The organism is Streptomyces sp. NPDC001985 (assembly GCF_040296845.1).
Lineage (GTDB): Bacteria > Actinomycetota > Actinomycetes > Streptomycetales > Streptomycetaceae > Streptomyces.
Map to the genome: position 1 here is coordinate 102549 of NZ_JBEOYB010000006.1, position 25296 is coordinate 127844.

Genomic DNA, 25296 nt, shown 5'->3' on the forward strand with positions numbered 1-25296 from the left:
CCGCCCCGGCCCGCCACTACAGCGGGGCCTCCCAGCTCACCGTCGTCCCCTGCCCGCCCTCGCCGATCCCCGGGCCGCAGACGCTCGAACCGCCGAGCGACTCGGCGCGCCGGGCGAGGTTCCGCAGCCCGCTGCGCCGGCCGCCGGGCGCGATGCCCACCCCGTCGTCGGCGACCGTCAGCCGCACCCCGCCGGAACCGTCGGGCAGCCGCACCGTCGCGTCCACCACGACCTCGATCCGGGACGCGCGGGCGTGCCGGAAGGCGTTGGAGAGCGCCTCCCGCAGCGCGGCGATCAGATTCTTCCCGGTCAGCTCGCCGACAAGGGAGTCCACCGGCCCGGCGAACCGGTGCCCGGGCTTGAAACCGAGCGGCACGGCCGCCATGTTGATCTCCCGCAGTACGCGGGTGCGCAGCCCGGACGGCGCCTCCGCCGGGCCCTGCTGCAAGGCGAAGATCGCCGTACGGATCTCCTGGATGGTCACGTCCAGCTCGTCCACGGCCTTGCCGACCCCGTCCTGCACCGCCGGGGTGACCGACTTGCGCTGGGCGCCCTCCAGCATCATCCCGGTGGCGAAGAGCCGCTGGATCACCAGATCGTGCAGATCGCGGGCGATGCGGTCGCGGTCCTCGTACACCGCGAGCCGCTCCCGGTCCCGCTGTGCCTCGGCCATGATCAGCGCCAGCGCGGCCTGGGAGGCGAACTGGGTGGCCAGGGTCCGTTCCGCCTCGCTGAACTGACGCGCGCCACGGGCCCGGGGGGTGGCGAGCGCGCCCAGCACCCGGCCGCCGCTGTGCAGCGGCAGCATCATGCTCGGGCCGTACCGATCCGCCGACCTCGTGACCAGACGCGCGTCGGTGGCCGCGTCCGCGACGAACACCGCCTCCCCGGCGAGCAGCCGGGTGGCCACCGGGCTCTCGGCGGGAACGACCATCCCCATCAGATCGCTGACGGGGAGGTCGGAGGCGACGGCGACGATTTCGAGGCCGCCGTCCGCGGCGGGCAGCATCACCACTCCGGCGGCGGAGTCGGCGAGTCGGCGGGCCTGCTCGGCGACGACGGTCAGGGCGTCGTCGGCGTCACCGCCCGAGAGCAGGGCGGTGGTCACGGCGACCGACCCGTCGATCCAGCGCTCACGCTGGCGGGCGGCCTCGTAGAGCCGGGCGTTGCCGATGGCGATCCCGGCCTCCGTGGCGAGCACCCGCACCATGTGGAGGTCGTAGTCGTTGAACGCGCCATCGGCCTTCTCCGCCAGATAGAGATTGCCGAAGATCTCCCCCTGGACCCGGATGGGCACACCGAGGAAGGTCCGCATCGAGGGATGGCCCGGAGGGAATCCGGCGAAACGCGGATCGGAGGTCAGATCCGCGAGCCGGAGGGGCGCGGGATCGTGGATCAGCGCGCCGAGCAGGCCCCGGTGTCCGTCGGGCCGGCGGCCGATCCGCCGCGCCACGTCCTCGCCGACACCATGGGTCACAAAGTCGGCGAGCCCTCGGCCCTCCTCGTCCACGACCCCGATCGCGGCGTAGCGGGCGCCGGCCAGCTCGGCGGCGGTCTCGCAGATCCGGTCGAGGGTGGAGTGCAGCTCCAGCCCGGTCCCGACGGAGCGCATGGCCTCCAGGAGCTGCGGCACCCGTGCGGTGAGATCGGTGGACAGGCCCTGGAGGCTGCGCGCCGCCGAGGTCACGGCGTCGAACGGCTCCCGTGGACCGCTCGGGTCCTTCGGTTCGGGCACGGTCATGTCCGTGAGCCTAGTAATTCCCATTTGGGGAGGAAAGTCGGCCGACCCGCCCATGACCGGCTGTTCGAACCGGGCGGCCCGGCCTCCCGGCCCCGGGAGGCCGCACCGTCCGTCCTCCCGGGGCCGGGAGCCGGTCAGCCGGCGGCCCGCGCGAGCCGCTCCCCGAGCCGGTCCGCTTCCCGCTCCCGCTCCACCATCCGCCGCAGCGGCCCGTCCACCCGCGCCAGCTCCGCATAGGTCCCGCGCTGCACGGCCCGCCCGTCCTCCAGTACGACGATCTCGTCCACGGCGTCGAGCCCGCGCAGCCGGTGCGTGATCAGCACGGTGGCCGCGCCCCGCGCCGTACGGCTCTCGGTGGCCGCCAGCAGGTCGGCGGTGAGGGCGTCGGCGGTCGCCAGATCGAGGTGCTCGGCGGGCTCGTCCAGGACCAGCACCGGGAAGTCCGCGAGCAGCGCCCGGGCCAGGGCCAGCCGCTGCCGCTGCCCGCCGGAGAGCTGGGCACCGTGCTCGCCGACCAGGGTGTCCAGCCCGTCGGGCAGCTCGTCGACCCACTCCAGCAGCCGGGCTTCCGCGAGGACCCGGCGCAGCTCGTCCTCGGTCGCGTCGGTACGGGCGAGCTTGAGGTTCTCCCGTACGGAACTGTCGAACAGATGGGCGTCCTGAGCGCAGAGCCCGACCAGCCGGCGGACCTCGTCCCCGTCCAGCGCTCCTGCGTCCGTTCCGCCGAGGGTGTAGCTGCCCGCCCGGGCGTCCAGGAAGCGGAGCAGGACCTGCGCGAGAGTGGTCTTGCCGGAGCCGGAGGTGCCGACGACGGCGACCCGGCTGCCCGCCGTGAGGGTCAGATCGAGCCCGGCGAGCGCGTCGCGCTCCCCTTCCGGATACCGCGCCCGCAGCCCCCGCACCCGGAGCGGGAACGCCGACGCGGGAGGTGCGGCCGGCCGCTCCGGCTCCTCTACGGGGACGGGTGCGTCCAGCACCTCGTACACCCGCTCGGCACTCCGCTTGACCCGCTGCCGGTACTGCACGGCCAGCGGCAGGGCGGTGACCGCCTCGAAAGCGGCGAGCGGGGTGAGCACGACCACGGCGAGCAGGACTCCGTCGAGCCGTCCATCGGCCACCGCCCGTACCCCGGCGAGCGTGGCGAGGACCACGGTCAGCCCGCAGGCGAGCGCGGTGAGTCCGCTGCCGAGCGCGGTGGCGGCGGCGGTGCGGGAGGCGATGGCGGTCAGCCGGCGGTCGGCATCCCGGGCGCCGTCGAGACGCCGGGCCAGCGCTCCGGCGACGGTCAGCTCCGCCGTACCGCGCAGCAGATCCACCAGCCGGGTGGAGAGCACCCCGCGCGCCGGGGCGAGCTGTCGCTCGGCCCGGCGGGCGACCGCGCCGCTGAGCAGCGGAACCGCGAGGCCCGCGGCCAGCAGTCCGGCGGCGAGCACCGCCCCGGCCTCGGGCAGCAGCCAGACGGTGAAGCCGATCGAGGCGGCGCTCACGGCGATGGCGGCGCCGACGGGGAGCAGCCAGCGCAGCCAGTAGTCCTGGAGGGCGTCCACATCCGCGACCAGCCGGGAGAGCAGATCGCCGCGCCTGCTCCGGCGCAGCCCGGCGGGGGCGATCCGCTCCAGCCGGCGGTAGACCGCGACCCGCAGATCGGCGAGCATCCGCAGCACGGCGTCGTGGGAGACCAGCCGTTCGGCGTAGCGGAAGACGGCGCGGCCGATGCCGAAGGCGCGGGTCGCCGTCACGGCCATCATCAGATAGAGCACGGGCGGCTGCTCGGAGGCGCGGGAGATGAGATAGCCGGAGACGGCCATGAGCCCCACGGCCGAGCCCAGGGCGAGGCTGCCGAGGAACAGTCCCAGCCGGAACCGCGCCCGCTGCTTCCGGGCGGCGTTCCGTACGCGGGTCAGCGCGGGCTCGGTGGGCCCGCTGGACCCGCCGGCGCTGGTGAAGGCGTACAGCTCCTCGTCCACCGGCACCGCCGCCGAGGCCGGCTGGAGCGGGTCGCCGGGGCCGCTCGCGGCGGTGGCGGACCGGCGCGGCTCCGGTACGGAGGCGGGGCGGCGGGTGAGGGTGACCACCCGGTCCGCCACGGCGAGCAGGGCGGGGCGGTGGACCACCAGCAGCACGGTCCGCCCCCGGGTCAGCCGCCGCACCGCCTCGACGAGACCGGCCTCGGTCTCGCCGTCCAGGGCGGCCGTCGGCTCGTCGAGCAGCACCACCGGACGGTCGGCGAGAAACGCCCTGGCCAGCGCGAGCCGCTGCCGCTGACCGGCGGAGAGCCCGGCGCCGTCCTCGCCGAGCGGGGTCCTCGCCCCCTGCGGGAGCGCGCTGACGAAGTCGTACGCCCCGGCGTCCCGCAGCGCGTCCGCCAGAGCGGCGTCGTCGGCGTCGGGCCGGGCCAGCCGTACGTTCTCGGCGACCGTCCCGGCGAAAAGATAGGGCCGCTGGGGCACCCAGGCGATCTGCTCGTGCCAGCGGTCCCGGTCGAGCCGGCGGAGATCGACGCCGCCGATCCGCACCCGGCCCTCGGCCGGCTCGGCGAAGCCCAGCAGTACGTCGAGGAGGGTGGACTTCCCGATCCCGCTGGGCCCGACGAGGGCGACGGTCTCCCCCGGCTCCACGGTGAGCGAGGCCGCGTCCAGCGAGGGTTCGGAGCGTCCGGTGTGCCGGACGGTCACCGACTCCAGCTCCAGGCGCGGAACGGTCGGCACCTGCTGGGTGCCGCCGGCGCGCGGCTCGGTCTCCAGGACCGTGAAGATCTCCTCGGCCGCCGCCAGCCCCTCGGCCGCCGCGTGGTACTGCGTCCCCACCATCCGGATCGGCAGATACGCCTCGGGGGCCAGGATCAGGATCACCAGACCGGTGTAGAGGTCCATGTCGCCGTGGACCAGCCGCATGCCGATGGTGACGGCGACCAGGGCGACGGAGAGAGTGGAGAGCAGCTCCAGCGCGAAGGAGGAGATGAAGGCGATCCGGAGGGTGCGCACGGTGGCCCGCCGGTACTCCGAGGTGATGGAGCGGATCGACTCGGCCTGCGCCTTGGCGCGGCCGAAGACCTTGAGGGTGGGCAGCCCGGCGACCACATCCAGGAAGTGGCCCGAGAGCCGGGAGAGCAGCCGCCACTGGCGGTCCATCCGGTTCTGGGTGGCCCAGCCGATGAGCACCATGAAGACGGGGATCAGCGGCAGCGTCACCACGATGATCGCGGCGGAGACCCAGTCCTCGGTGACGATGCGCGCCAGCACGGCCACCGGCACCACGACCGCGAGACCGAGCTGGGGCAGATAGCGCGCGAAGTAGTCGTCCAGGGCGTCGATGCCCCGGGTGGCGAGGGCGACCAGCGAACCGGTGCGCTGCCGGCTCAGAAAGCCGGGTCCGAGTTCGGCGGCGCGGACCAGCAGCCGCTCCCTCAGCTCGGACTTGACGGCCGCGCCGGCCCGGTGGGCGGCCAGCTCGGTCAGCCAGGAGACCGCCGCCCTGCCGACGGCGACCGCCGCCAGCAGGACCAGCGGGGTCGTCAGCTCGGAGGCGGTCAGACCCTTCTCGAAGGCTCCCACCACGGTCTCGGCGATCAGCATCGCCTGGGCGACGACCAGCGCCGCCCCGGCGAGTCCGAGAAGCACCACCGCGAGCAGGAAGCCCCGGGTGGCCCGGGCGTACCGGAGCAGACGCAAGTCGATCGGTTTCACGTGAAACATCCCCTGCCGATGGGACCGATGGGGCCGATGGCGCGGCCGGTGTGCATGATCGCTGGGAGCGGGTCAGTGGGCGTCGGCGATGTGCTGCGTACCGATCCGCTTGCGGAACACCCAGTACGTCCAGCCCTGGTAGACGAGCACGAGCGGGGTGGCGATACCGGCGCACCACGTCATGATCTTCAGGGTGTACGGGGTGGACGACGCGTTGGTGACCGTGAGGTTCCAGGCGTCATTGAGCGAGGACGGCATGACGTTCGGGAAGAGCGTCAGGAAGAGCATCCCGACAGCGGCGATGATCGTCAGTCCGGAGAAGGCGAACGACCAGCCCTCGCGCCCCGCCTGGTTCGCCACGATGGCGGCCACCAGTGACACCACCGCGATGACCATCGCGACGAAGCTGGCACCGCCCCCGCGCATGACCTGGGTCCAGAGCAGGAAGACGAGCGCCAGTCCGGCCGTGAGCAGTCCGAGCCTGAGCGCCAGCGCACGGGCCCGGGTGCGGATGTCCCCCACCGTCTTCAGGGCGACGAAGACCGTGCCGTGGAAGGTGAAGAGCGTCAGCGTGACCAGTCCGCCGAGGAGCGAGTAGGGGTTGAGGAGATCGAAGACATTGCCGACGTACTCCTTCTGCGCGTCGATCTTCACACCGCGGACGATGTTGCCGAAGGCCACGCCCCAGAGGAAGGCCGGGAGAAGCGAGGTCCAGAAGATCGCGTTCTCCCAGTTGGTCTGCCACTGGTCCTCCGGCCGCTTGTGGCGGTACTCGAAGGACACCCCGCGCACGATCAGACAGATCAGGATCAGCAGCAGCGGGAGGTAGAAGCCGGAGAAGAGGGTGGCGTACCAGTCGGGGAAGGCGGCGAAGGTGGCACCGCCCGCGGAGAGCAGCCAGACCTCGTTGCCGTCCCAGACGGGCCCGATGGTGTTGATCAGTACCCGCCGCTCCTTGCGGTCGCGGGCGAGCAGTTTGGTGAGGACGCCGACCCCGAAGTCGAACCCTTCGAGGAAGAAGTATCCGATCCACAGGACGGCGATCAGCACAAACCAGACGTCGTGGAGTTCCATGACTCAGCAGCTCCTCAGGGCCTCAGTACGAGAAGGCCATCGGACGGTCGGCGCCACGGTCGTCGCCGCCGATCTTGGTGGGCGGGTTGAGGTCCGCTTCGGTCAGCTCGGGCGGTCCCGCCTTCGCGTACTTGACCATCAGCTTGAACTCGATGACGGCGAGCACCGCGTAGAGGGCGGTGAAGATGATCATCGAGGTCAGGACCTCGCCCTGGGAGACACCGGGGGAGACCGCGTCCTTGGTGCGCAGCACTCCGTAGACCACCCAGGGCTGCCGGCCCATCTCGGTGAAGATCCAGCCCCAGGAGGTGGCGATCAGCGGGAAGGTCATGGTCCAGAGCGCGACCATCCAGTACCACCTGCTGAAGCGGGGCCCCAGTGGCTTCCGGAAGAGCACCAGATGCGGCACCTCGTCCTCGCCGGTCCGCAGCGCGGACGGGAGCAGGAACCTCTTCCTGGTGAGCCAGAGCCCCAGCACTCCGATGGTCACGGATGCCATGCCGAAGCCGATCATCCAGCGGAAGCCCCAGTAGGCGACCGGGATATTGGGCCGGTAGTCACCCGGTCCGTACTTCTCCTGTTCGGCCTTGTTGATGTCGTTGATACCGGGGACATAGGAGTCGAAGTCGCCGTTGGCGAGGAAGGACAGCACGCCCGGGATCTCTATGGCGACCTTGTTGTGGCCCTCGTCGACATCGCCGTAGGCGAAGATCGAGAAGGGTGCGGGCGCCTCGCCGTCCCACAGGGCCTCGGCGGCGGCCATCTTCATCGGCTGCTGCCGGAACATGACCTTGCCGAGCACATCGCCGCTGATGGCGGTGAGGAGTCCGGAGAGGATCAGGGTGACGAGACCGAGCCTCAGCGAGGTCCGCATCACGGGGATGTGCTTCTTGCGCGCCAGGTGGTAGGCGGCGATGCCGACCATGAACGCGCCACCGACCAGGAAGGCGGCGGTGATGGTGTGGAAGAACTGGGCGACAGCGGTGTCCTGGGTGAGGACTCGGCCGAAGTCGGTCAGCTCGGCGCGTCCGCGCTCCTCGTTGATGCGGTAGCCCACCGGGTGCTGCATCCAGGAGTTGGCCGCCAGGATGAAGTACGCGGAGCAGATGGTGCCGATCGAGACCATCCAGATACAGGCCAGATGGATCTTCTTCGGCAGCTTGTCCCAGCCGAAGATCCACAGACCGATGAAGGTGGACTCGAAGAAGAAGGCGATCAGGGCCTCGAAGGCGAGCGGGGCGCCGAAGATGTCGCCGACGAAGCGGGAGTAGTCGGACCAGTTCATGCCGAACTGGAACTCCTGCACGATGCCGGTGACGACACCCATGGCGATGTTGATCAGGAAGAGCTTGCCCCAGAACTTCGTGGCCTTGAGGTACTTCTCGTTCTCGGTGCGGACCCAGGCGGTCTGGAGACCGGCGGTGAGGGCTGCGAGGGAGATCGTGAGCGGGACAAAGAGGAAGTGGTAGACGGTGGTGATGCCGAACTGCCAGCGCGCCAAGGTTTCCGGCGCCAGAGCCAAGTCCACGTCGTCATCTCCTTACATCGACGAGGTCGAGCGGCAGTTTGCCTGAATAATCCCAGTGATCGCGGGATGAACAGGACACGCTTGTGAACGCGTTCACATTCACAAGCAATTATGGCTCATGCGAAAACCACACCTATGACCGGGGGGGTGGCCTTCGGCCGGATCGCGGTGGAATAGGGTGCCCGCCCGCTGATCGCCCCCGGGGCCCGGGGGGTGCGGGCACCGGAAAAGGTGCTGCTCGGGAGGCTCCCTGCCACCTTCGGGCGCCCCCGAGGTCCCACCGGTGCCCGAGGAGCACCGGGCGCGCCCGCCTCGGTTTCGCCGGCTTTCGAGGCGCGGGGGCTCAGGGGCCGGCCCCGGGCGGGTCCGCAGCGTGCGGACCGACCCCGAGCCGGGGCCGCAGCGTGCGGGGCTCCCATGGCACGGGGTCCGTCCTCAAACGCCGGACGGGCTGAACACAACCGGCCTCGCCGGGCAGACCGGGGCACGGCATCCATACACCCGGCCCCCGCCGGAAACCCCGGCACACCCGGCCTCGGCTCGGGGCACCTCCCAGAGGGAGACCCAGGAGAGCCGACCCCGAGCCGGGGCCGCAACGCGCCGGGCCCCCATGGCACAGGGCCCGTCCTCAAACGCCGGACGGGCTGAACACAACCGGCCTCGCCGGGGGCGCCTCCCGGAGACAGCTCCGAGGGGGCTCGGGAGCCGGGCCCCGGGCCGGGCCGGGGGCTCCAAGGGCGGATCGGGCGGAGCGGCACCCGCAGGGGTGGGGCTGGGTCGTCTCTTTCGGATCGTGCCGGGCTCGCGAACCCCGGCACCGCGCCCCGCCGCGTTGTCGTCGGTCGCCGGCGCTCCGCGTGGGCTCCCTCCTCCGCCTCGCGATCCACGGCACCGGACCCCGCTCACCGATCCGGCCTGATCCGAAAGAAACCCCCTAGCGGGCTTCCCGGTGGAAGGTCTCCGCCGCGCGGAGGAAGAGATCGTTGGCCTCTTCCTCACCGATCGTGATCCGAACCCCCTCCCCCGGGAAGGGCCGCACCATCACCCCCGCCCCCTCACACGCCTCCGCGAACTCCCCCGTCCGCTCCCCCAGCCGCAGCCAGACGAAGTTCGCCTGGGTCTCGGGAACCGTCCACCCCTGCTTGACCAGGCCCTCGTACACCCGGGCCCGCTCGGCGACCAGCGATCCGACCCGGCCCAGCAGCTCGTCCTCGGCGCGCAGCGAGGCCACCGCCGCGTCCTGGGCGAGCTGGCTCACCCCGAAGGGCACCGCCGTCTTGCGCAGCGCGGCGGCCACCGGCTCATGGGCGATGGCGAAGCCGACCCGCAGCCCCGCCAGGCCGTACGCCTTGGAGAAGGTGCGGAGCACCGCCACATTCGGGCGCTCGCGGTAGATCTCCACGCCGTCGGGCACCTCGGGGTCGCGGATGAACTCCCGGTACGCCTCGTCCAGCACCACCAGCACATCCGAGGGCACCCGGTCGAGAAAACGCTCCAGCCCGGCCCGGCGGACCACGGTCCCGGTCGGGTTGTTGGGGTTGCAGACGAAGATCAGCCGGGTCCGGTCGGTGATCGCCCCGGCCATCGCGTCGAGATCGTGCGCCTCGCCCGCCGTCAGCGGCACCTGCACCGGGGTCGCCCCGCTGATCCGGGTGATGATCGGGTACGCCTCGAAGGACCGCCAGGCGTAGATCACCTCGTCGCCCGGGCCCGAGGTCGCCTGGAGCAGCGACTGGGCGACCCCCACCGACCCCGTACCGGTCGCCAGATGCCCCACCGGCACGCCGAAACGATCCGCCAGCTCATTCATCAGGCCGGTGCAGGCCATGTCCGGGTAGCGGTTGAAGGAGTGCGCCGCCGCGAGCGTGCTCTCCATCACCCCGGGCAGCGGCGGGTAGGGGTTCTCATTGGACGAGAGCTTGTACGCGGCCGGACCCCCGGCCGCGGCGGGCCGGCCCGGCTTGTAGGTGGGGATGCCGTCCAGTTCGGCGCGCAGCTTGGGGCTCGTCTCGCTCACCGCAGGTCCTCCTCGACCGTCCGTACACCTCGGAATCCGGCACCCCGGAGCGGGGTCCCGGCGCCATTGCTGCTCACCCTATGAGGATGGGCGGCGGGTGCGTACGGCCGGAGCCGGAATAGGGGGAGCGCTCGTTTCCCTGGCGCACGCCGGTGGCTCACTCCGTAGCGCGCATCCCCCGTAGAGGTGAGTTGAGACCTCTTCGAGACATCCTCCATTCACCAAGACCATGCGACCAGACACCCAATACCGCATAGATGTAACGTTCAACTCCTTTATTTTCCAAGGCAGTTGATGGGTTATGATCATGCAGAAACGTGCCTGTCAACGAATGCATATGCGACCGGCCCAACCGTCCATGCGAGCCCTACTATCGGCTCGCCATGACAGCAGCAGGGAAGCACCAGGTGAGCCGGACGGACACATCCCGCCGGGGGAGCCGGCAAGGTCGGGCGGGCATCCGAGACGTCGCCGCCGCAGCCGGTGTCTCCATCACGACTGTCTCCGACGCGCTCAACGGGAAAGGCCGGCTCCCGGACGCCACCCGCCGGCATGTCCGCGAGGTCGCCGACCGACTGGGCTATCGCCCATCGGCCGCGGCCCGCACCCTCCGTACCGGAAAGTCGGGGCTCATCGGCCTGACCGTGACGACGTACGGGGATGAACCTTTCACCTTCACCGAGTTCGCCTACTTCGCCGAAATGGCGAGGGCCGCGACCTCGGCCGCGCTGGCGCGCGGCTATGCGCTGGTGATTCTCCCCGCCACCTCCCGTCACGACGTCTGGTCGAATGTCGCCCTCGACGGCACGGTCGTCATCGATCCATCCGACCACGATCCAGTCGTCACCGAACTGGTCCGGCAAGGGCTCCCCGTCGTCTCGGACGGCCGCCCCGCCGGCACCCTCCCGGTCACCGCCTGGGTCGACAACGACCACGAAGCAGCCGTACTCGATCTGCTCGACCATCTCGCCGACGCCGGAGCCCGCCGCATCGGACTGCTCACCGGCACCACCACCGACACCTACACACGGCTGTCCACCACCGCCTATCTCCACTGGTGCGAGCGCGTGGGCCAGGACCCGGTCTACGAGTCCTACCCCGCCCACGACCCCTGCGCGGGGGCCGTGGCAGCCGACCGGCTGCTCGCCCGCCCGGACCGGCCCGACGCCGTCTACGGGCTCTTCGACCCCAACGGCACCGATCTGCTCGCCGCCGCCCGGCGGTACGGCCTGCGCGTCCCCGAGGATCTCCTGCTCGTGTGCTGCAGCGAGTCGACCGTGTACGCGACGACCGAACCGCCCATCACCACGCTCTCGCTCAAACCGCGCCGGATCGGCACCGCGGTCGTCCAGCTCCTCATCGACGCCATCGAGGGAATCAACGAGGACCGGCCGGTCGAGCAGGTGATACCGACCGAACTGATCATCCGGACATCCTCACAGCGCCGCTCCCCGCGCACCACGGTGAGCGCGCCCCGTTCCCCCGCACCGGACTAGACCTCCCTCAATCAGGACGAAACAGCCGACGCATCAGGGGTAAGGATGGATTCACCACCCCTGGTGCGTCACAGAGCGCGGACCTCATTCCTATGATGGGCGCACGACACCGCGGACCACCCCGACCAGGCTGGGCCGAGAGGTGAACGGCGGCGCGACGGTGGTGGAGGGGTCGATGACTCAGGGGGCCGGTCAGGGACCCGTGGTGCGGACGGCGACATTGCGCGATTTCCGCGTCCCGCCGTATGCGCAGGTGCCCGTTCAGTCGCAGGTGCCCGCCGACTCCCCGGCACCCGTGTCGCCGCAGACGCCCGAGGCCATGGGCCATCCGGCTCCCCCGGCCCCCGCCCGCCCCGAGGCCCTGGGCCATCCCGGCAACGCCGTGCCGGAGGACGAGGTGCCCGAGGGGTACACCCCCACGGAGCGCGACCTTCCGGTGATCGGCCGCCAGGGCGCCGACGCCCTCCAGCCGCACGGCGCGCCGGACACCTCACCCGTGCCCGACGGCCCGGGCCCGCTCTATGTCGTCGGCGATGTGCACGGCTATCTCGACGAGCTGGTCGCCGCCCTCACGGCCCAGGGCCTGATCGACGCCGAGGGCCGCTGGGCCGCCGGCAACGCCCGTCTCTGGTTCCTCGGCGACTTCACCGACCGGGGTCCCGACGGCATCGGGGTGATCGATCTGGTGATGCGGCTCTCCGCCGAGGCCGCTGCGGCCGGCGGCTACTGCAAGGCCCTCATGGGCAACCACGAACTCCTCCTCCTCGGCGCCAGGAGATTCGGGGACACCCCGGTCAACTCCGGTGCCGGAACGGCGACCTTCCAGGCGGCCTGGCTGCTCAACGGCGGCCAGAAGTCCGACATGGACCGGCTCCAGGACGTCCACCTCCAGTGGATGGCCCGGCTGGACGCGGTGGTCGAGGAGGACCGGCATCTGCTGCTCCACTCCGACACCACCGCCTATCTCGAATACGGCTCCACCATCGAGGACGTCAACGAGACCGTCCACGAGATCCTCACCCGCAATGACGCCGACGAGTGCTGGGACCTCTTCCGCAAGCTGACCAAGCGCTTCGCCTTCCGCGACGAGGCCGGCCCCCGGGCCGTGCGGGAACTGCTCACCACCTACGGCGGCCACCGCGTCGTCCACGGCCACAGCCCCATCCCCTATCTGCTGGGAGAGGTCGGCACGGAGGACGGCGAGGGCGGGGAGCGCGAACGCCCGACCGTCGAGGGTCCGCACGTCTACGCGGACGGACTGGCCATCGCCATGGACGGCGGTGTGACCATGGCCGGAAAACTCCTGGTCGTGCAACTGCCCCTCCCCAACTGACCAATCCGCCGCCCCCGAATTCCCCGAATCCCCTGTCACCTCGTGCCGTCCCGGCCCTACCATCGGCTTATCCGTAGCAGGCTCTCCTCCGTTGCCGCCCCATCGCCCGGTCGCACCCGGGCGATCCGGCCCGACGGAGCATCGGGGGATGCACATGAAAAGCGCTCCGCACCTGCTGACCGAGGACCGCGCCGAATTCGAGCGGGTCCTCGACGAGGCGCTGCGCACCGCCCAGGACCGACCGGACCTCGCGGCCGTGGGGCAGCGGCTGAACCCCACACAGCTGCGCACCATGGCCCTGAACGCGACGACACTGATCACCAGCGCCGCCGCCGCCGAGTACGAGCACTACACCCGTATCCGCGAGGAGTCGCGCTCTCCCGCGCCCCCGGACACGGCCCCCGGAACCGCACACGGCACGGTCACCGGCGACCCGGCCGGGACCGGCGCCGGTCTCTCCGCCGTGATCGCCGTGCTCGCGCCGGTGCTCGCCGGAACGGCCGCACTGATATTCCTGCTCATCGGCTATCTGCTGAGGATGCTCGATCCACCGCCCTCCATCGCGACGCCACTGGTCACCGCCGGCTGGTTCTTCACGGCGCTCACCGCGGCGGCCATGCTCTTCGCCGCGGTCGCCCTGCTGCGCACCGCCCTGCGCAACAGCTCCACCCAACTGCCCGCCGAGGAGGCGATCGACCGGCTCCCCGACGAACTGGCCCGCGCGAAGGACGCCTGGCGGCACGCCCTGCTGGAGCGCGGCATCCTGCCGTTTCTGCGGGCGGCGCTGTCGGACCCCAGCGCCGACCCGATGTCCTCGGCACCGCCGCACCCGGTGAGCCGTATCCCGAAGATCGGCTACAGCGGGCCGGAGTTCTCCAGCCCGCGCGACGGCTCGTCACCGGACCAGCGGCCCACTTTCACCAGCCCGGACTTCACCAGTCCCGACTTCGGCGGCCCCGAGCGCCGGCCCGAGTGACCCCGCCCGCCGGCACCCCGGAGGCGCCGGCGTGGCGGCACGGCCGCGCTCACTCCGCGATCGGCAGATACACCCGGTTGCCCGCCTCGGCGAACTCCCGGGACTTCCCGTTCATCCCCTCCTCGATCTCCTCCTGGGTGCCGCCGTGCTGCCTCCTGATGTCCTGGGAGATCTTCATGCTGCAGAACTTCGGACCGCACATCGAGCAGAAGTGCGCGGTCTTCGCCGGCTCGGCCGGCAGCGTCTCGTCGTGGAACTCCCGTGCCGTGTCCGGGTCGAGGGCCAGATTGAACTGGTCCTCCCACCGGAACTCGAACCGCGCGTCGGAGAGCGCGTCGTCCCACTCCTGGGCCCCCGGGTGCCCCTTGGCCAGATCGGCCGCGTGCGCGGCGATCTTGTAGGTGATGACCCCCGTCTTCACATCGTCGCGGTTCGGCAGGCCCAGGTGCTCCTTGGGCGTGACGTAGCAGAGCATGGCCGTGCCCCACCAGGCGATCATCGCCGCCCCGATGCCGGAGGTGATGTGGTCGTACGCGGGCGCCACATCCGTCGTGAGCGGGCCGAGCGTGTAGAACGGCGCCTCCTCGCAGATCTCCTGCTGGAGGTCGATGTTCTCCTTGATCTTGTGCATCGGGACGTGACCGGGACCTTCGATCATCGTCTGCACCTGGAAACGCTTGGCGATCCGGTTGAGTTCCCCGAGCGTCGTCAACTCGGCGAACTGCGCCTCGTCGTTGGCGTCCGCGATCGAACCGGGCCGCAGCCCGTCCCCGAGCGAGTAGGTGACGTCGTACGCGGCGAGGATCTCGCAGAGCTCCTCGAAGTTCTCGTACAGAAACGATTCCTTGTGGTGCGCCAGACACCACGCCGCCATGATCGAGCCGCCGCGCGAGACGATGCCGGTCTTGCGGCGCGCCGTCAGCGGCACGTACCGCAGCAGCACACCCGCGTGGACCGTCATGTAGTCGACGCCCTGCTCGGCCTGCTCGATGACCGTGTCCTTGTAGACGTCCCAGGTCAGCTCCTCGGCCCGGCCGTCGACCTTCTCCAGAGCCTGGTAGAGCGGCACCGTGCCGATCGGGACGGGGGAGTTGCGCAGCACCCACTCCCGGGTGGTGTGGATATTGCGGCCCGTCGACAGGTCCATGACCGTGTCGGCGCCCCAGCGCGTCGCCCAGGTCATCTTCTCGACCTCCTCCTCGATGGAGGAGGTCACGGCGGAGTTGCCGATGTTGGCGTTGACCTTGACCAGGAACCGCTTGCCGATGATCATCGGCTCGATCTCCGGGTGGTTCACGTTGGCCGGCAGCACGGCACGGCCCGCCGCGATCTCCTCCCGCACCACCTCGGGAGCCACGTTCTCCCGGATGGCGACGTACTCCATCTCCGGGGTGATCTCGCCCCGGCGGGCGTACGCCAGTTGGGTCACCGCCTGCCCGTTCCGGCCCCGGCGGGGCTGGCGCGGGCGGCCGGGGAAGACCGCGTCCAGGTTCTTCAGCCCGCCGCGCGGCGAGGTGTGCTTGATGCCGTCGTCCTCGGGGCGGACCGGACGGCCCGCGTACTCCTCGGTGTCACCCCGGCCGATGATCCAGTTCTCCCGCAGCGGCGCCAGGCCGCGGCGTACATCGGTCTCGGTGGCGGGGTCGGTGTACGGGCCGGAGGTGTCGTACAGCGTCACATCCGTGCCATTGGTGAGGTGCACCTGGCGGACCGGCACCCGGAGGTCGGGGCGGGAGCCCTCGACGTACCCCTTGTGCCAGCCCGGTGTGCGCTCGCCGCCCCCGGTGGACTGGTCGACGGCAGGCGTGCGTGCATCCTGAACGGTCATGAGACCTACTCCCTACGCCGGCATTACCCGGTAACAGGTTCGGCGGTCGACGCAGCGATGTCCGCAGCCGGTGTACCGGCGTGGGCCGGTGGTCGGCCCGTACGGAGTTCAGCGCCCTCTCAGCCCGGTGCTCCGAGCTCCCGCGTGTGCAAAGGTGGCACCACGCTAGCGTCCTTTCTGGCGTGCTGAACAGAGGCCCCCGCCCGTTCTTGCGATGATCGGTCGGTGACCTCATCTCCTGCCGACCCGCACCACGGGCACGGGCACAGCCACAGCCATGGCCCGGCCGCGCCCGTCTCCCGGCATCTGCGCCGGGTCATCGCCGCCGTGCTGATTCCTTTCGCCGCCGCGGTCGTGGTGGGTCTCGCGGTGCTCTGGCCCGGGTCGGCGCCCGGCCATGAACGCACCGGTGTCGGCTTCGACCGGCAGACCGAGCAGGCGAGGGTGACCGCCGTGGAACGGGTGGACTGCAAGACGGTGAACGCCGGCCAGGTGCCGCCGACCGGGGACACCAGCACCCCCCAGGGGCGCGAGGCCGTCAACTCCGCCCAGGGCGAGTGCAAGAAGGCCCGGATCGAGGTCACCAGCGGCAAGCAGACGGGCCGGACCTTCACCGAGATCGTCCAGCCGGACGCCTCCCGGCAGCTGAAGCAGGGGCAGGAGGTGGTGGTGGCCTACGCCCCCGACGCGCCACGCGAGCTCCAGTACTCGGTGATCGATGTGGACCGTACGCTTCCGATGGCCCTGCTGGCCGGGATCTTCGCCCTGGCCGTGGTGCTGGTGGGACGGATGCGCGGGGTGATGGCGCTGATCGCGCTGGCCGCCTCCTTCGCCGTGCTCACCCTCTTCATCCTCCCCGCGATCCTGGAGGGCTCCAACCCGCTGATCGTCGCGGTGGTCGGGGCGAGCGCCATCATGCTGATCGCGCTCTACATGTGCCACGGGCTGACCGCCCGCACCTCGGTGGCGGTCCTCGGCACCCTGATCTCGCTGCTGCTGATCGGGCTGCTGGGTTCGCTCTTCATCGACTGGGCGAGTCTGTCGGGCAACACCGACGACAACACCGGTCTGATCCACGGCCTCTATCCGGAGATCGATATGAGCGGTCTGCTGCTGGCCGGTGTCATCATCGGCTCGCTCGGAGTGCTCGACGATGTGACGGTGACCCAGACCTCGGCCGTGTGGGAGCTGCGCCAGGCGGACCCGACGATGGGCCCCCGGGCGCTGTACCGGGCCGCCATCAGAATCGGCCGGGACCATATCGCCTCGGTGGTCAACACCCTCGTACTGGCGTACGCGGGTGCCGCGCTGCCGCTGCTGCTGCTGTTCTCGATCGCGCAGAGCGGGGTGGGGACGGTGGCCAACAGCGAGGTGGTGGCGGAGGAGATCGTACGGACCCTCGTCGGGTCGATCGGGCTGGTCGCCTCGGTGCCGGTGACCACCGCGCTCGCGGCGCTCGTGGTCTCCGCCGACCGGCCGGGCGGCTCCCCGGCCGGCACTCCGGCGGGCTCCGGGCAGGGATCTCCGACGCGCTCCCCCGCGGGCTCCACGGTGGGTCCGCCGGCCGGACCGCCGACCGGACCGGCGGGTTCCACGGCGGGTTCCACGGCGGGGGCCGGCACGAGCGGGGCGCGGCCGGGCGGAGGGCGGCAGGGCGGGCTGCCGGGGCTCGGCGGCAAGGGCCGCCGGCGGAAGAAGTAGCCGCGGCGCCGGGGGCGCGTTCCGCTCGTCCCGGCCGGGCCGGCGGCGCGGCCCGGCAGGGGCTCAGCCGGTGCGGGGCCGCGGGGGCCGGAGGCGTGGTGGCGCGGTGGCCCGAGGCCCGCCGGGTCAGCCGGGTCAGCCGGGTCAGCCGGCGAGGATGCCCGTGAGCGCCCGGTCGAGATCGCCCTCGAAGTCGCCGTAGGACCGCTCCTGTCCGAGGGGCACCAGCCGGTCGGTCCGGTCGAGAAAGGCCACCATCGGGGCCACGCTCACCAGGAACAGCGCGCGGTCGCCGCAGACCTGGAGCCGGATGCCGATGTCGGACTGCCCGTCCGGACCGGTGGGCGCGATGTGGACATCGCCCTCACCGCTCGGCCCGAGCAGTCCGCCCAGCAGCAGATCGCGACCGAAGGCCCAGGTCACAGGCGCGTCGCCGGGCAGATGGAAGGTCATCCGCACGGCGTACGGGTCCTCCGCCTCGTACCGGAGCTCCACCGGCACCCGGAAGGCGAGCTCCTCGGAGACGAGAAAGCTCATCAGGACCTCGGCCTGGACCGACTCGCGCATCGTGTACACCCCGCAGTGAAGGACGGCTGCTGAAGATCTGTCGAAAACGGCCAGGAATGATCCTCCCGGCCTCTTGCCGCAATCGTGCTTGAAGCGCTAGAGGACTACAAGCGGTGATTCTTCAGATACTGATAGAGAGGGTGAGGGCGCCCAGCAACCCTCCCACCCCGTCGCGCAGTTGCTCGATCGCGGGGAGTAATCGCTCCTCCTGGTGGAGGGGGAGGGAAATGGCCATCGCGACGGGGTCGGCGCCCGCGGCGATCGGGACGGCGGCGCAGACCGTACCGAGCGTGTACTCCTGGCGCTCCACCACCGGCCGCGGCCGTCCCGCGGAGTCGAACCGCTCCAGGGAGTCGAGCCGCCTCAGCAGGGTGCGGCGGTCCCCGGCCGAGTGGCGCGTGAGGGGCACGACGGGGTGGCGGTCGAGATGCTCGCGCCGGGACGCGGGGTCGAGCCGGCTCAGCAGACACTGGCCGATGGCGTGGGCGTGCGCGGTCTCGCGGAGATCGGCCCACTCCTCGACCGCCGGGGTGCCGGGAGAGTCGGCGCAGGCGACGATCTCGATCTCACCGGCGCGGTAGCGCGCGAGGTAGACCGGTGCGCCGATGGCGTCCCGCCAGTACGCCAGGGCCTCTTCGACTCTGCCGCGACGATTCTGCACGGACTCGCCGGTCAGCAGTGCGCCGACGGCGCCGCCCAGGACGAAGACGCCGTGCTCGCGGCGGAGATAGTCGTCATGGGCCAGGGTGCGCAGCAGATGGTAGGCGGTGGGAAGGGGAATACCCGCTTCCCGGGCGAGCTGTTTGGCGGGCGCCCCGTCCGGATGACAGGCCGCGGCCTCCAGCAGCCGCAGGGCCCGCTGCACCGAACCGATCAGGGTCGGGGCAGTGGCGCTGGTACCTCTGGCCAAAGGTCACCCCCGGCATGGTGACGGACGCATCGCCCGCCCGCGGGGGCCGCCCCCGCGTGCCCGCCGCGCCGGCGCTCCCGGGAGGTCTCCGATGGCGGACTCCCAGGGGCCGGGCGGCGGCTTGCCAATGTAACGGCCACCCCGCCGGATGGAGCTGGTATCCAACGGGTGTTCCCTCGGGCGGGTTAACAGGTGTACCGCGAGCGGTTACCAATCCCCTCGCGAGTTCGATGAGGCCATGAACTTCCGTACGACAAAGACGAGTCCGGCTATCAGGGCGACGGCCATCAGCACCTTGAAGAGCAGGCCGATCACAAACCCGACCACACTCGTGATCAGACCGCCGAACACGACGAGGACGACGAGCGGCACCGCGACCCACTTCACCCACCACGGCATTCCGGCAAGGATTTCCTTCGCTGCCATCACACTGCCTCTTTCCCCGGGATCGATCCGGCTTCGCTGATCGTGTTCCCGATGCTAGGCGGGCGGCACCGGGAACGGGGCGCCGCGAGCCCTTGCTCTCCCCTGACCGGACCCCTAGGGAATCAGGAGCGTCGCCCTCCGCTTCAAGACCGGGACCCGCGGTCCGAGGCCGGGACCCGCGGCCCTGGCGGCGGGCCGCCGGAGGGCTGACGTGCCCGCCGCCGGGGCGCCCGGGCGCGGGCCCGTCAGCCCTCCGGCGGCGAGAAGACCACCAGCACCCGCAGATCCTCGGTGATGTGGTGGAACCGGTGCGGCACCCCGGCCGCGACATGGACCACACTGCCCCGCCCGACCTGGGTCGTCTCCTCGCCGACCGTCAGGGAGGCCCGACCGCTGACCACGAAGTAGATCTCGTCCTGACCGTGCGGCCGCTGCGGGTCCAGCGCTCCCGCGTCGAGCGCGTAGAGACCGGCGGACATGTTCCGCTCCCGCAGGAACTGGAGGTACGCGCCCTGGTTGGCGACCCGCTCCGCCTCCAGCTCGTCCAGCCGGAATGCCTTCATCGTCCGTCCGTCCCTGCCGTCGTTCCGATCACATCTGTCACGATCAGACACATGTTGAATTTCCTCGTCAAGACGCTCGCCAACGCGGGGGCCCTGGCCGTGGCCATCTGGCTGGTCAGCGGCATCACCCTCAGCGGTGACAGCACCGGTGAGCAGGCCCTGGCCCTGCTGCTGGTCGCCCTGCTCTTCGGTCTGGTCAATGTCTTCGTCAAGCCCCTGGTCAAGCTGCTGGCCCTGCCCCTGTTCATCCTCACACTGGGGCTGATCACGCTGGTCATCAACGCCCTGATGCTGATGCTGACCTCCTGGCTCGCCGACAAGCTCGATCTCAGCTTCCATGTCGACGGCTTCTGGACCGCGGTCCTCGGCGGCCTGATCATCTCCATCGTCTCCTGGGCACTGAACGTCGTCCTGCCCGATGGGGAGTGAGCGCCGGTGAACCGCGCGGAGAGGACCGGTGACGGTACGAGGGCGGTACGGGCGGGGCTGCCCGAACCGGTGAAGCACGAGCCGACCCTGCCGGGTCCGGTCTTCGCGGCCCACTTCCATCTGCCGGGGGAGCCCACCGGACCGTACACCTACGGGCGGGACACCAACCCGACCTGGACCCATCTGGAACGGGCCATAGGTGAGCTGGAGGCGCCCGGGGAGCAGGTCGAGACCGTGACTTTCGCCTCCGGGATGGCCGCGATCTCCGCCGTGGTCTTCTCCCAGCTCCGGACCGGGGACGCGGTGGTGCTGCCCAGCGACGGCTATCAGGCGCTGCCGCTGGTCCGGGAACAGCTCGACGCCTACGGCATCGAGGTGCGGACCGCTCCGACCGGCGGCGACGCGCAGCTCTCCGTGCTGGAGGGCGCGCGGCTGCTCTGGATCGAGAGCCCGTCCAACCCGGGGCTCGATGTCTGCGACATCCGGGGACTGGTGGACGCGGCGCACGCGGCCGGCGCTCTGGTCGCCGTCGACAACACGCTCGCGACCCCGCTGGGGCAGCGCCCGCTGGAGCTGGGCGCCGATTTCTCGGTGGCCAGCGACACCAAGGGGATGACGGGCCACGGCGACATCCTGCTCGGCCATGTGACCTGCCGCGACGCCGGGCGCGCCGCCGAGGTGCGGCGCTGGCGGAAGGTCGTCGGGGCGATTCCGGGGCCCATGGAGGCCTGGCTCGCGCACCGCTCCCTGGCCACGCTCCAGCTGCGGATCGAGCGCCAGTGCGCCAACGCGCTGACGCTGGCCCGGGCGCTCGTCGACCGCCCCGAGGTGACCGGGCTGCGCTATCCCGGGCTGCCGGACGACCCCTCGTACGCGCTCGCCACCCGTCAGATGCGGCGGTACGGCGGGGTGGTCTCCTTCGTGCTGCCGGACCGAGGCCGGGCGGAGCGTTTTCTGGACGCCCTGCGCCTGGTGGACGACGCGACCAGCTTCGGCGGCATCCGCTCCTCCGCCGAGCGGCGCGGGCGCTGGGGCGGTGACGCGGTGCCGGAGGGCTTCATCCGCTTCTCGGCGGGCGCGGAGGACCCGGACGATCTGGTGGCCGATGTGCTGCGGGCTCTGGACGAGGCGGCCCGGTAGCGCCGGGAAGGGCGCCGGGCGGACCGTGATCTCCGGAGTGCCGCGTGGAACCATCCTGGACACGATAGGTTCACGGCAGCTTCTCGGGCGGTCCGAGCCTCCCCCCTCGTGGCTCGGACCGCCCCGGTTCATCCCCCCAGAAGAACCGCGCGACCCAGGCTAGTTGACTCTGCGTCAGTGTCCAATCACAGTAGCGACAGCGACCTATCGACTTATTTATAGTTGTTCGGTTCGGGGATACAGCCGGTCGGGAGGGCTCGGAATGGATCTGGCCCTGTTGCGCACCTTTGTCACCGTGCACCGTGCGGGCTCCTTCACCCGAGCGGCCGCACTGCTCGGGCTCTCCCAGCCGGCCGTCACCGGCCAGATACGCACCCTGGAAAGACAGTTGGGGCGCCCGCTCTTCCTGCGCCAGGCGCGCGGCGTCACCCCGACCACCATCGGCGACGAACTCGCCCACCGGGCCGCTCCCCATCTGGACGCCCTGGTCGAGATAGCCGAGGCGGGTCTGGACGACGAGGCGGGCATCAGAACCCTGCACCTGGCGGGGCTGCCCGAGTTCACCTCACTGCGCGCCCTGCCCGCCCTCACCCCGCTGATCGCCCAGGGGCTGGCCCTGCGGGCCTCCTTCGGCAACGCCGAGGAGACGCTGGAGGGCCTGGCCGCCGGGCATCATGATCTGGCCATCACCACGGCACGGCCGCGCGGCGGTCTGCTCACCTCCACACCGCTCTGCGACGAGGAGCATGTCCTGGTCGCCTCCCCGCGCTGGGCCGCCCGGCTGGGGCCCGACGTGCTGTGCGGGGGGCATGTGCTGCTGGAGCAGCTCCCGGTGGTGGAGGTCCATGAATCCCTGCCGCTGGTCTCCCGCTACTGGGCCGCCGTCTTCGACTCCAAGCCGGCTGCGGCGGGTGCTGTCATAGCGCCTGACCTGCGGGCTGTTCTGGAGACCGCCGCCTCGGGAGCCGGGCTCGCCGTGCTGCCGCGCTATCTGTGCGAGGAGGCCCTGGAGCGGGGACGGCTGGTGGCGCTTCTCGACCCTCCGGTGCCTCCGCTGCGCACCTACTTCCTTGTCGTACGGACCGGCACCCTGGCTCTCCCCCATATCGCCCGGGCGCATGAGTGGCTGCTGCGCGCCGCCGTCGACTGGTGACACGGCGGTCCAGTCGAGTTTCAGAACAGGCGATACGGGCCATTTTTCAGTCATGACCGAACGTCCCGTGGTCAAGCGCACCGCCCGCGCCATCCTGATCGATGGCGACGATCTGATTCTGATCAAACGCACCAAACCCGGTGTCGATCCGTACTGGCTGACCCCGGGCGGCGGGGTCGAACCCTCGGACACCACCGTGGTCGACGCTCTTCACCGCGAGGTGGACGAGGAGCTGGGCGCCAAGATCACCGATGTGGTGCCCTGCTTCGTGGACACCGTCGAGCACATCGCCGGGGGCGGGGTGACGGGGGTGAAGGTCCAGCACTTCTTCGTCTGCCGGCTGGAGTCCATGGACCCCGCGCGCCGACACGGCCCGGAGATCGAGGCCCCCTGCGGGGAGTACGAGATCGTACGGGTGCCCTTCAGCAGGATGGGGATCGCCGGTGTCCATCTGGTGCCGCTCTCCCTCCGTCACTATCTGGACGGCAATATCGAGGGTGTTCGGGCGATGCACGCCCCCGACCTGGGCTGAGGTTCCGCAGGATGGGGCCTTCCGCACGGTGGGGTGCTCGGCACGGTGAGGCGCTCGGCACGGTGAGGTGTTTCACACGGCGCGGTGTTTCACGTGAAACCCTCCTGCCCGGTTGGCGGCCCCCGGGCGCCGCCGCCACCCGCTCGGGGCCGGTGGCCGAAGAGTGAGATCACTTCCGGGAAAACACTGGACGAGCGATCACTGCGTCAGCCAGCCTGATCCCCATGCCGACACCGCTCCCACCGTTGCCCATGCGCCGCCTCACCAGGAGCGATCTCGTCTCCTGCGCGAATCTCTCCGAGGACCGCGGCTGGCCGCGCGAGGAACACAAGTGGGGCCTCCTTCTCTCGGCGGGGACCGGGTACGGCATGGACGACCCTTCCGGCAAAGGGCTGGCCGCCGCCTGCGTGGTGACCTCCTACGGTCCCGGGCTCTCGACCATCGGTATGGTGCTCGTCGCCCAGCAGTACGCCCGCCAGGGCATCGGGCGCCGCATGATGCGGCAGATGCTGAACGAGGCCGGAGGGACTCCGCTCGCCCTCCACGCCACCGCGCAGGGCCAGCCGCTCTACGAGGAGCTGGGCTTCACCGCCGTCGGTGGCGCCGAGATGGTCCGGGGCCGGCTCCGCACCGATGCCCTGGCTCCGGGTCCCGGCGGCCGTGGCCGGGCCACCACCCGCCCGGCCACGGCCGACGATCTCTCCGCGATCGTCCGGCTGGACACCGAGGTCTTCGGCCTGGACCGCACCCCGGTCATCGCACGGTTGCCCGCCTTCGCCGACCAGATCAGGGTGGCGGAGAGGGACGGGGTGCTGACGGGGTACGCGGCGGCCTGGCCGAACATGGACACCCATGTCATCGGCCCTCTGATCGCCGACAGCACCGAGACGGCGCAGTCGCTGATCGTGTCCCTGGCCCCGGCCACGGATCGCCCCTTCCGGACCGATGTCGATGTGCGCCACCGGGACCTCCTCGGCTGGCTGAAGGAGAACGGCCTGGAGACGGTCTCCTCCAACACCGTGATGACCCATGGCATCAGCGAGGTCCCGGGCGACTGGACCCGTCGCTTCGCCCCGCTGTCGGTGGCGCTCGGCTGAGCCTTCCGCCGGCGGGGCCCGGCCGACCGGCCCGACGGGGCCCGACCCGACCAGTACTTGCACGCGCGGCATATCGCGGATTTCGTCTACCCTGGCAGGACGCCGCCCCGGTCCGGAGGAGGACCCCCAGATGACCGCGACCGACCCCGCGCTCACCGCACTCTCCCAGAGCTGGTGCACCCTCTCCCTGCTCCACGGGAAGATCGAGGCCCGGGTCGAGAAGGCCCTGGAGAGCAACCACGGCCTGAGCGTGCGCGAGTTCTCCCTGCTCGATGTCCTCAGCCGTCAGCACACCGGCGCCGGCGGGCATCTCCAGATGAAGCAGGTCGCCGAGGCCGTGGTGCTGAGCCAGAGCGCCACCACGAGGCTGGTCACCCGGCTTGAGGACCGGGGGCTGCTGCGGCGCTATCTCTGCGACACCGACCGGCGGGGCATCTACACCGATGTGACCGGGTCCGGGCAGGCTCTGCTCGCCGAGGCCAGGCCCACCCATGACACCGCGCTGCGCGAGGCCTTCGACGAAGCGGCCGGGGACCCTGCCCTCGCTCCCCTGGTCAAGACCGTGAAAGCGCTCCAAGCACCCGCGTAGTCTTCTGGATCATGAGCGAATCGGTGATCAGAGCAGCAACGACCGAAGACATCCCGGCGATTGTGGCGATGCTCAGGGATGACCCGCTGGGCGCTCAGCGGGAATCCGCCGACGACCTCACGCCGTACACCGCCGCCTTCGAGCGGCTGACCGCGGACCCGAATCAGCGGTTGATCGTCGCTGTCCGGGCCGGCCGGGTCATCGGCACTCTCCAGCTCACCTTTGTCTCCGGGCTCTCCCGGCTCGGCGCCACCCGTTCGATCATCGAGGGTGTGCGCATCCACGCCGGAGAGCGCGGCAGCGGTCTGGGCACCCGGCTCATCGAGTGGGCGATCGAGGAATCCCGCAGCCGTCCGGACTGCCGGCTGGTGCAACTCACCTCGGACGCCACCCGCACGGACGCCCACCGCTTCTATGAGCGTCTGGGCTTCGAACCGTCCCACATCGGATTCAAGCTCCCCCTCTGACCGGTGCCGCCTGCCTCACTCGGCCGGGACCGGCGGTGTTTCA

At 70.9% G+C, this 25296-nt stretch carries 21 protein-coding genes; 11 read left to right on the forward strand and 10 right to left on the reverse strand.

The genetic code is table 11. The annotated features are described in order from the left end of the window. Nucleotides 1–16: 16 nt before the first annotated feature. The 5 genes from ABT122_RS04260 to hisC all read right to left on the reverse strand — a co-directional run bounded on the left by ABT122_RS04260 (nucleotide 17) and on the right by hisC (nucleotide 10046). A complete protein-coding gene (locus tag ABT122_RS04260) occupies nucleotides 17–1741 on the reverse strand; it encodes a GAF domain-containing sensor histidine kinase (protein WP_351545053.1) in 1725 nt (574 codons plus the stop codon). Between the two features lie 134 nt (nucleotides 1742–1875). Beyond that, nucleotides 1876–5427, reverse strand: a complete 3552-nt coding sequence (gene cydD / locus ABT122_RS04265; protein ID WP_351545056.1) for a thiol reductant ABC exporter subunit CydD — start codon at nucleotides 5425–5427, stop codon at nucleotides 1876–1878. Between the two features lie 72 nt (nucleotides 5428–5499). Further along, nucleotides 5500–6501, reverse strand: a complete 1002-nt coding sequence (gene cydB / locus ABT122_RS04270; RefSeq protein ID WP_351545059.1) for a cytochrome d ubiquinol oxidase subunit II — start codon at nucleotides 6499–6501, stop codon at nucleotides 5500–5502. 22 nt (nucleotides 6502–6523) lie between these two features. Continuing rightward, entirely contained in the window at nucleotides 6524–8029 is a 1506-nt protein-coding gene (locus tag ABT122_RS04275) for a cytochrome ubiquinol oxidase subunit I (RefSeq protein WP_351545061.1), read from the reverse strand. Between the two features lie 934 nt (nucleotides 8030–8963). Further along, nucleotides 8964–10046 carry a histidinol-phosphate transaminase gene (gene hisC / locus ABT122_RS04280; RefSeq protein WP_351545064.1) on the reverse strand — a complete coding sequence of 361 codons (1083 nt, stop codon included), beginning with the start codon at nucleotides 10044–10046 and terminating at the stop codon, nucleotides 8964–8966. Nucleotides 10047–10429: 383 nt separating this feature from the next. On the opposite strand from hisC, the gene ABT122_RS04285 reads away from it, so the two are divergent. From ABT122_RS04285 to ABT122_RS04295, 3 genes are all read left to right on the forward strand, one after another. Next, nucleotides 10430–11542: a LacI family DNA-binding transcriptional regulator gene (locus tag ABT122_RS04285; RefSeq protein WP_351545066.1), complete on the forward strand. Its 1113-nt coding sequence runs from the start codon at nucleotides 10430–10432 to the stop codon at nucleotides 11540–11542. 175 nt (nucleotides 11543–11717) lie between these two features. Further along, nucleotides 11718–12875 carry a metallophosphoesterase gene (locus ABT122_RS04290; RefSeq protein WP_351545069.1) on the forward strand — a complete coding sequence of 386 codons (1158 nt, stop codon included), beginning with the start codon at nucleotides 11718–11720 and terminating at the stop codon, nucleotides 12873–12875. A 148-nt stretch (nucleotides 12876–13023) separates the two neighbouring features. Then, on the forward strand, nucleotides 13024–13851 hold the full coding sequence (locus ABT122_RS04295) for a hypothetical protein (protein ID WP_351545072.1): 828 nt from the start codon (nucleotides 13024–13026) through the stop codon (nucleotides 13849–13851). 49 nt (nucleotides 13852–13900) lie between these two features. On the opposite strand, the gene thiC is transcribed toward ABT122_RS04295, so the two are convergent. Beyond that, nucleotides 13901–15679 (reverse strand): phosphomethylpyrimidine synthase ThiC, encoded by a 1779-nt coding sequence (gene thiC / locus ABT122_RS04300; protein WP_351545074.1) that lies wholly within the window; start codon nucleotides 15677–15679, stop codon nucleotides 13901–13903. Between the two features lie 225 nt (nucleotides 15680–15904). Between thiC and ABT122_RS04305 the strand changes: the two genes are divergently transcribed. Beyond that, complete coding sequence (locus tag ABT122_RS04305; protein WP_351545077.1) at nucleotides 15905–17380, forward strand: YibE/F family protein; 1476 nt, start codon at nucleotides 15905–15907, stop codon at nucleotides 17378–17380. A 144-nt stretch (nucleotides 17381–17524) separates the two neighbouring features. On the opposite strand, the gene ABT122_RS04310 is transcribed toward ABT122_RS04305, so the two are convergent. The 4 genes from ABT122_RS04310 to ABT122_RS04325 form a co-directional block, all read right to left on the reverse strand. Next, nucleotides 17525–17947, reverse strand: coding sequence for an SsgA family sporulation/cell division regulator (locus ABT122_RS04310; protein WP_351545080.1), 423 nt, complete (start codon nucleotides 17945–17947; stop codon nucleotides 17525–17527). Between the two features lie 121 nt (nucleotides 17948–18068). Beyond that, nucleotides 18069–18857, reverse strand: a complete 789-nt coding sequence (locus tag ABT122_RS04315) for an IclR family transcriptional regulator (RefSeq protein ID WP_351545083.1) — start codon at nucleotides 18855–18857, stop codon at nucleotides 18069–18071. 207 nt (nucleotides 18858–19064) lie between these two features. Next, nucleotides 19065–19283 carry a DUF5326 family protein gene (locus ABT122_RS04320; RefSeq protein ID WP_351545086.1) on the reverse strand — a complete coding sequence of 73 codons (219 nt, stop codon included), beginning with the start codon at nucleotides 19281–19283 and terminating at the stop codon, nucleotides 19065–19067. Between the two features lie 245 nt (nucleotides 19284–19528). Then, nucleotides 19529–19846, reverse strand: coding sequence for a cupin domain-containing protein (locus ABT122_RS04325; protein ID WP_351545170.1), 318 nt, complete (start codon nucleotides 19844–19846; stop codon nucleotides 19529–19531). Between the two features lie 51 nt (nucleotides 19847–19897). Between ABT122_RS04325 and ABT122_RS04330 the strand changes: the two genes are divergently transcribed. From ABT122_RS04330 to ABT122_RS04360, 7 genes are all read left to right on the forward strand, one after another. Continuing rightward, entirely contained in the window at nucleotides 19898–20275 is a 378-nt protein-coding gene (locus ABT122_RS04330) for a phage holin family protein (RefSeq protein WP_351545089.1), read from the forward strand. Between the two features lie 6 nt (nucleotides 20276–20281). Further along, complete coding sequence (locus ABT122_RS04335) at nucleotides 20282–21415, forward strand: cystathionine gamma-lyase (RefSeq protein WP_351545092.1); 1134 nt, start codon at nucleotides 20282–20284, stop codon at nucleotides 21413–21415. Nucleotides 21416–21677: 262 nt separating this feature from the next. Further along, the gene (locus ABT122_RS04340) at nucleotides 21678–22568 is read left to right on the forward strand and encodes a LysR family transcriptional regulator (RefSeq protein WP_351545094.1); all 891 of its coding nucleotides are present in this window, start codon (nucleotides 21678–21680) and stop codon (nucleotides 22566–22568) included. A 52-nt stretch (nucleotides 22569–22620) separates the two neighbouring features. Continuing rightward, a complete protein-coding gene (locus ABT122_RS04345; protein ID WP_351545096.1) occupies nucleotides 22621–23100 on the forward strand; it encodes an NUDIX domain-containing protein in 480 nt (159 codons plus the stop codon). 224 nt (nucleotides 23101–23324) lie between these two features. Beyond that, nucleotides 23325–24197 (forward strand): GNAT family N-acetyltransferase, encoded by an 873-nt coding sequence (locus ABT122_RS04350; RefSeq protein WP_351545099.1) that lies wholly within the window; start codon nucleotides 23325–23327, stop codon nucleotides 24195–24197. Between the two features lie 130 nt (nucleotides 24198–24327). Continuing rightward, nucleotides 24328–24786: a MarR family winged helix-turn-helix transcriptional regulator gene (locus ABT122_RS04355; protein ID WP_351545101.1), complete on the forward strand. Its 459-nt coding sequence runs from the start codon at nucleotides 24328–24330 to the stop codon at nucleotides 24784–24786. Nucleotides 24787–24797: 11 nt separating this feature from the next. Continuing rightward, the gene (locus ABT122_RS04360; protein ID WP_351545103.1) at nucleotides 24798–25253 is read left to right on the forward strand and encodes a GNAT family N-acetyltransferase; all 456 of its coding nucleotides are present in this window, start codon (nucleotides 24798–24800) and stop codon (nucleotides 25251–25253) included. The last annotated feature ends 43 nt before the right edge of the window (nucleotides 25254–25296 follow it).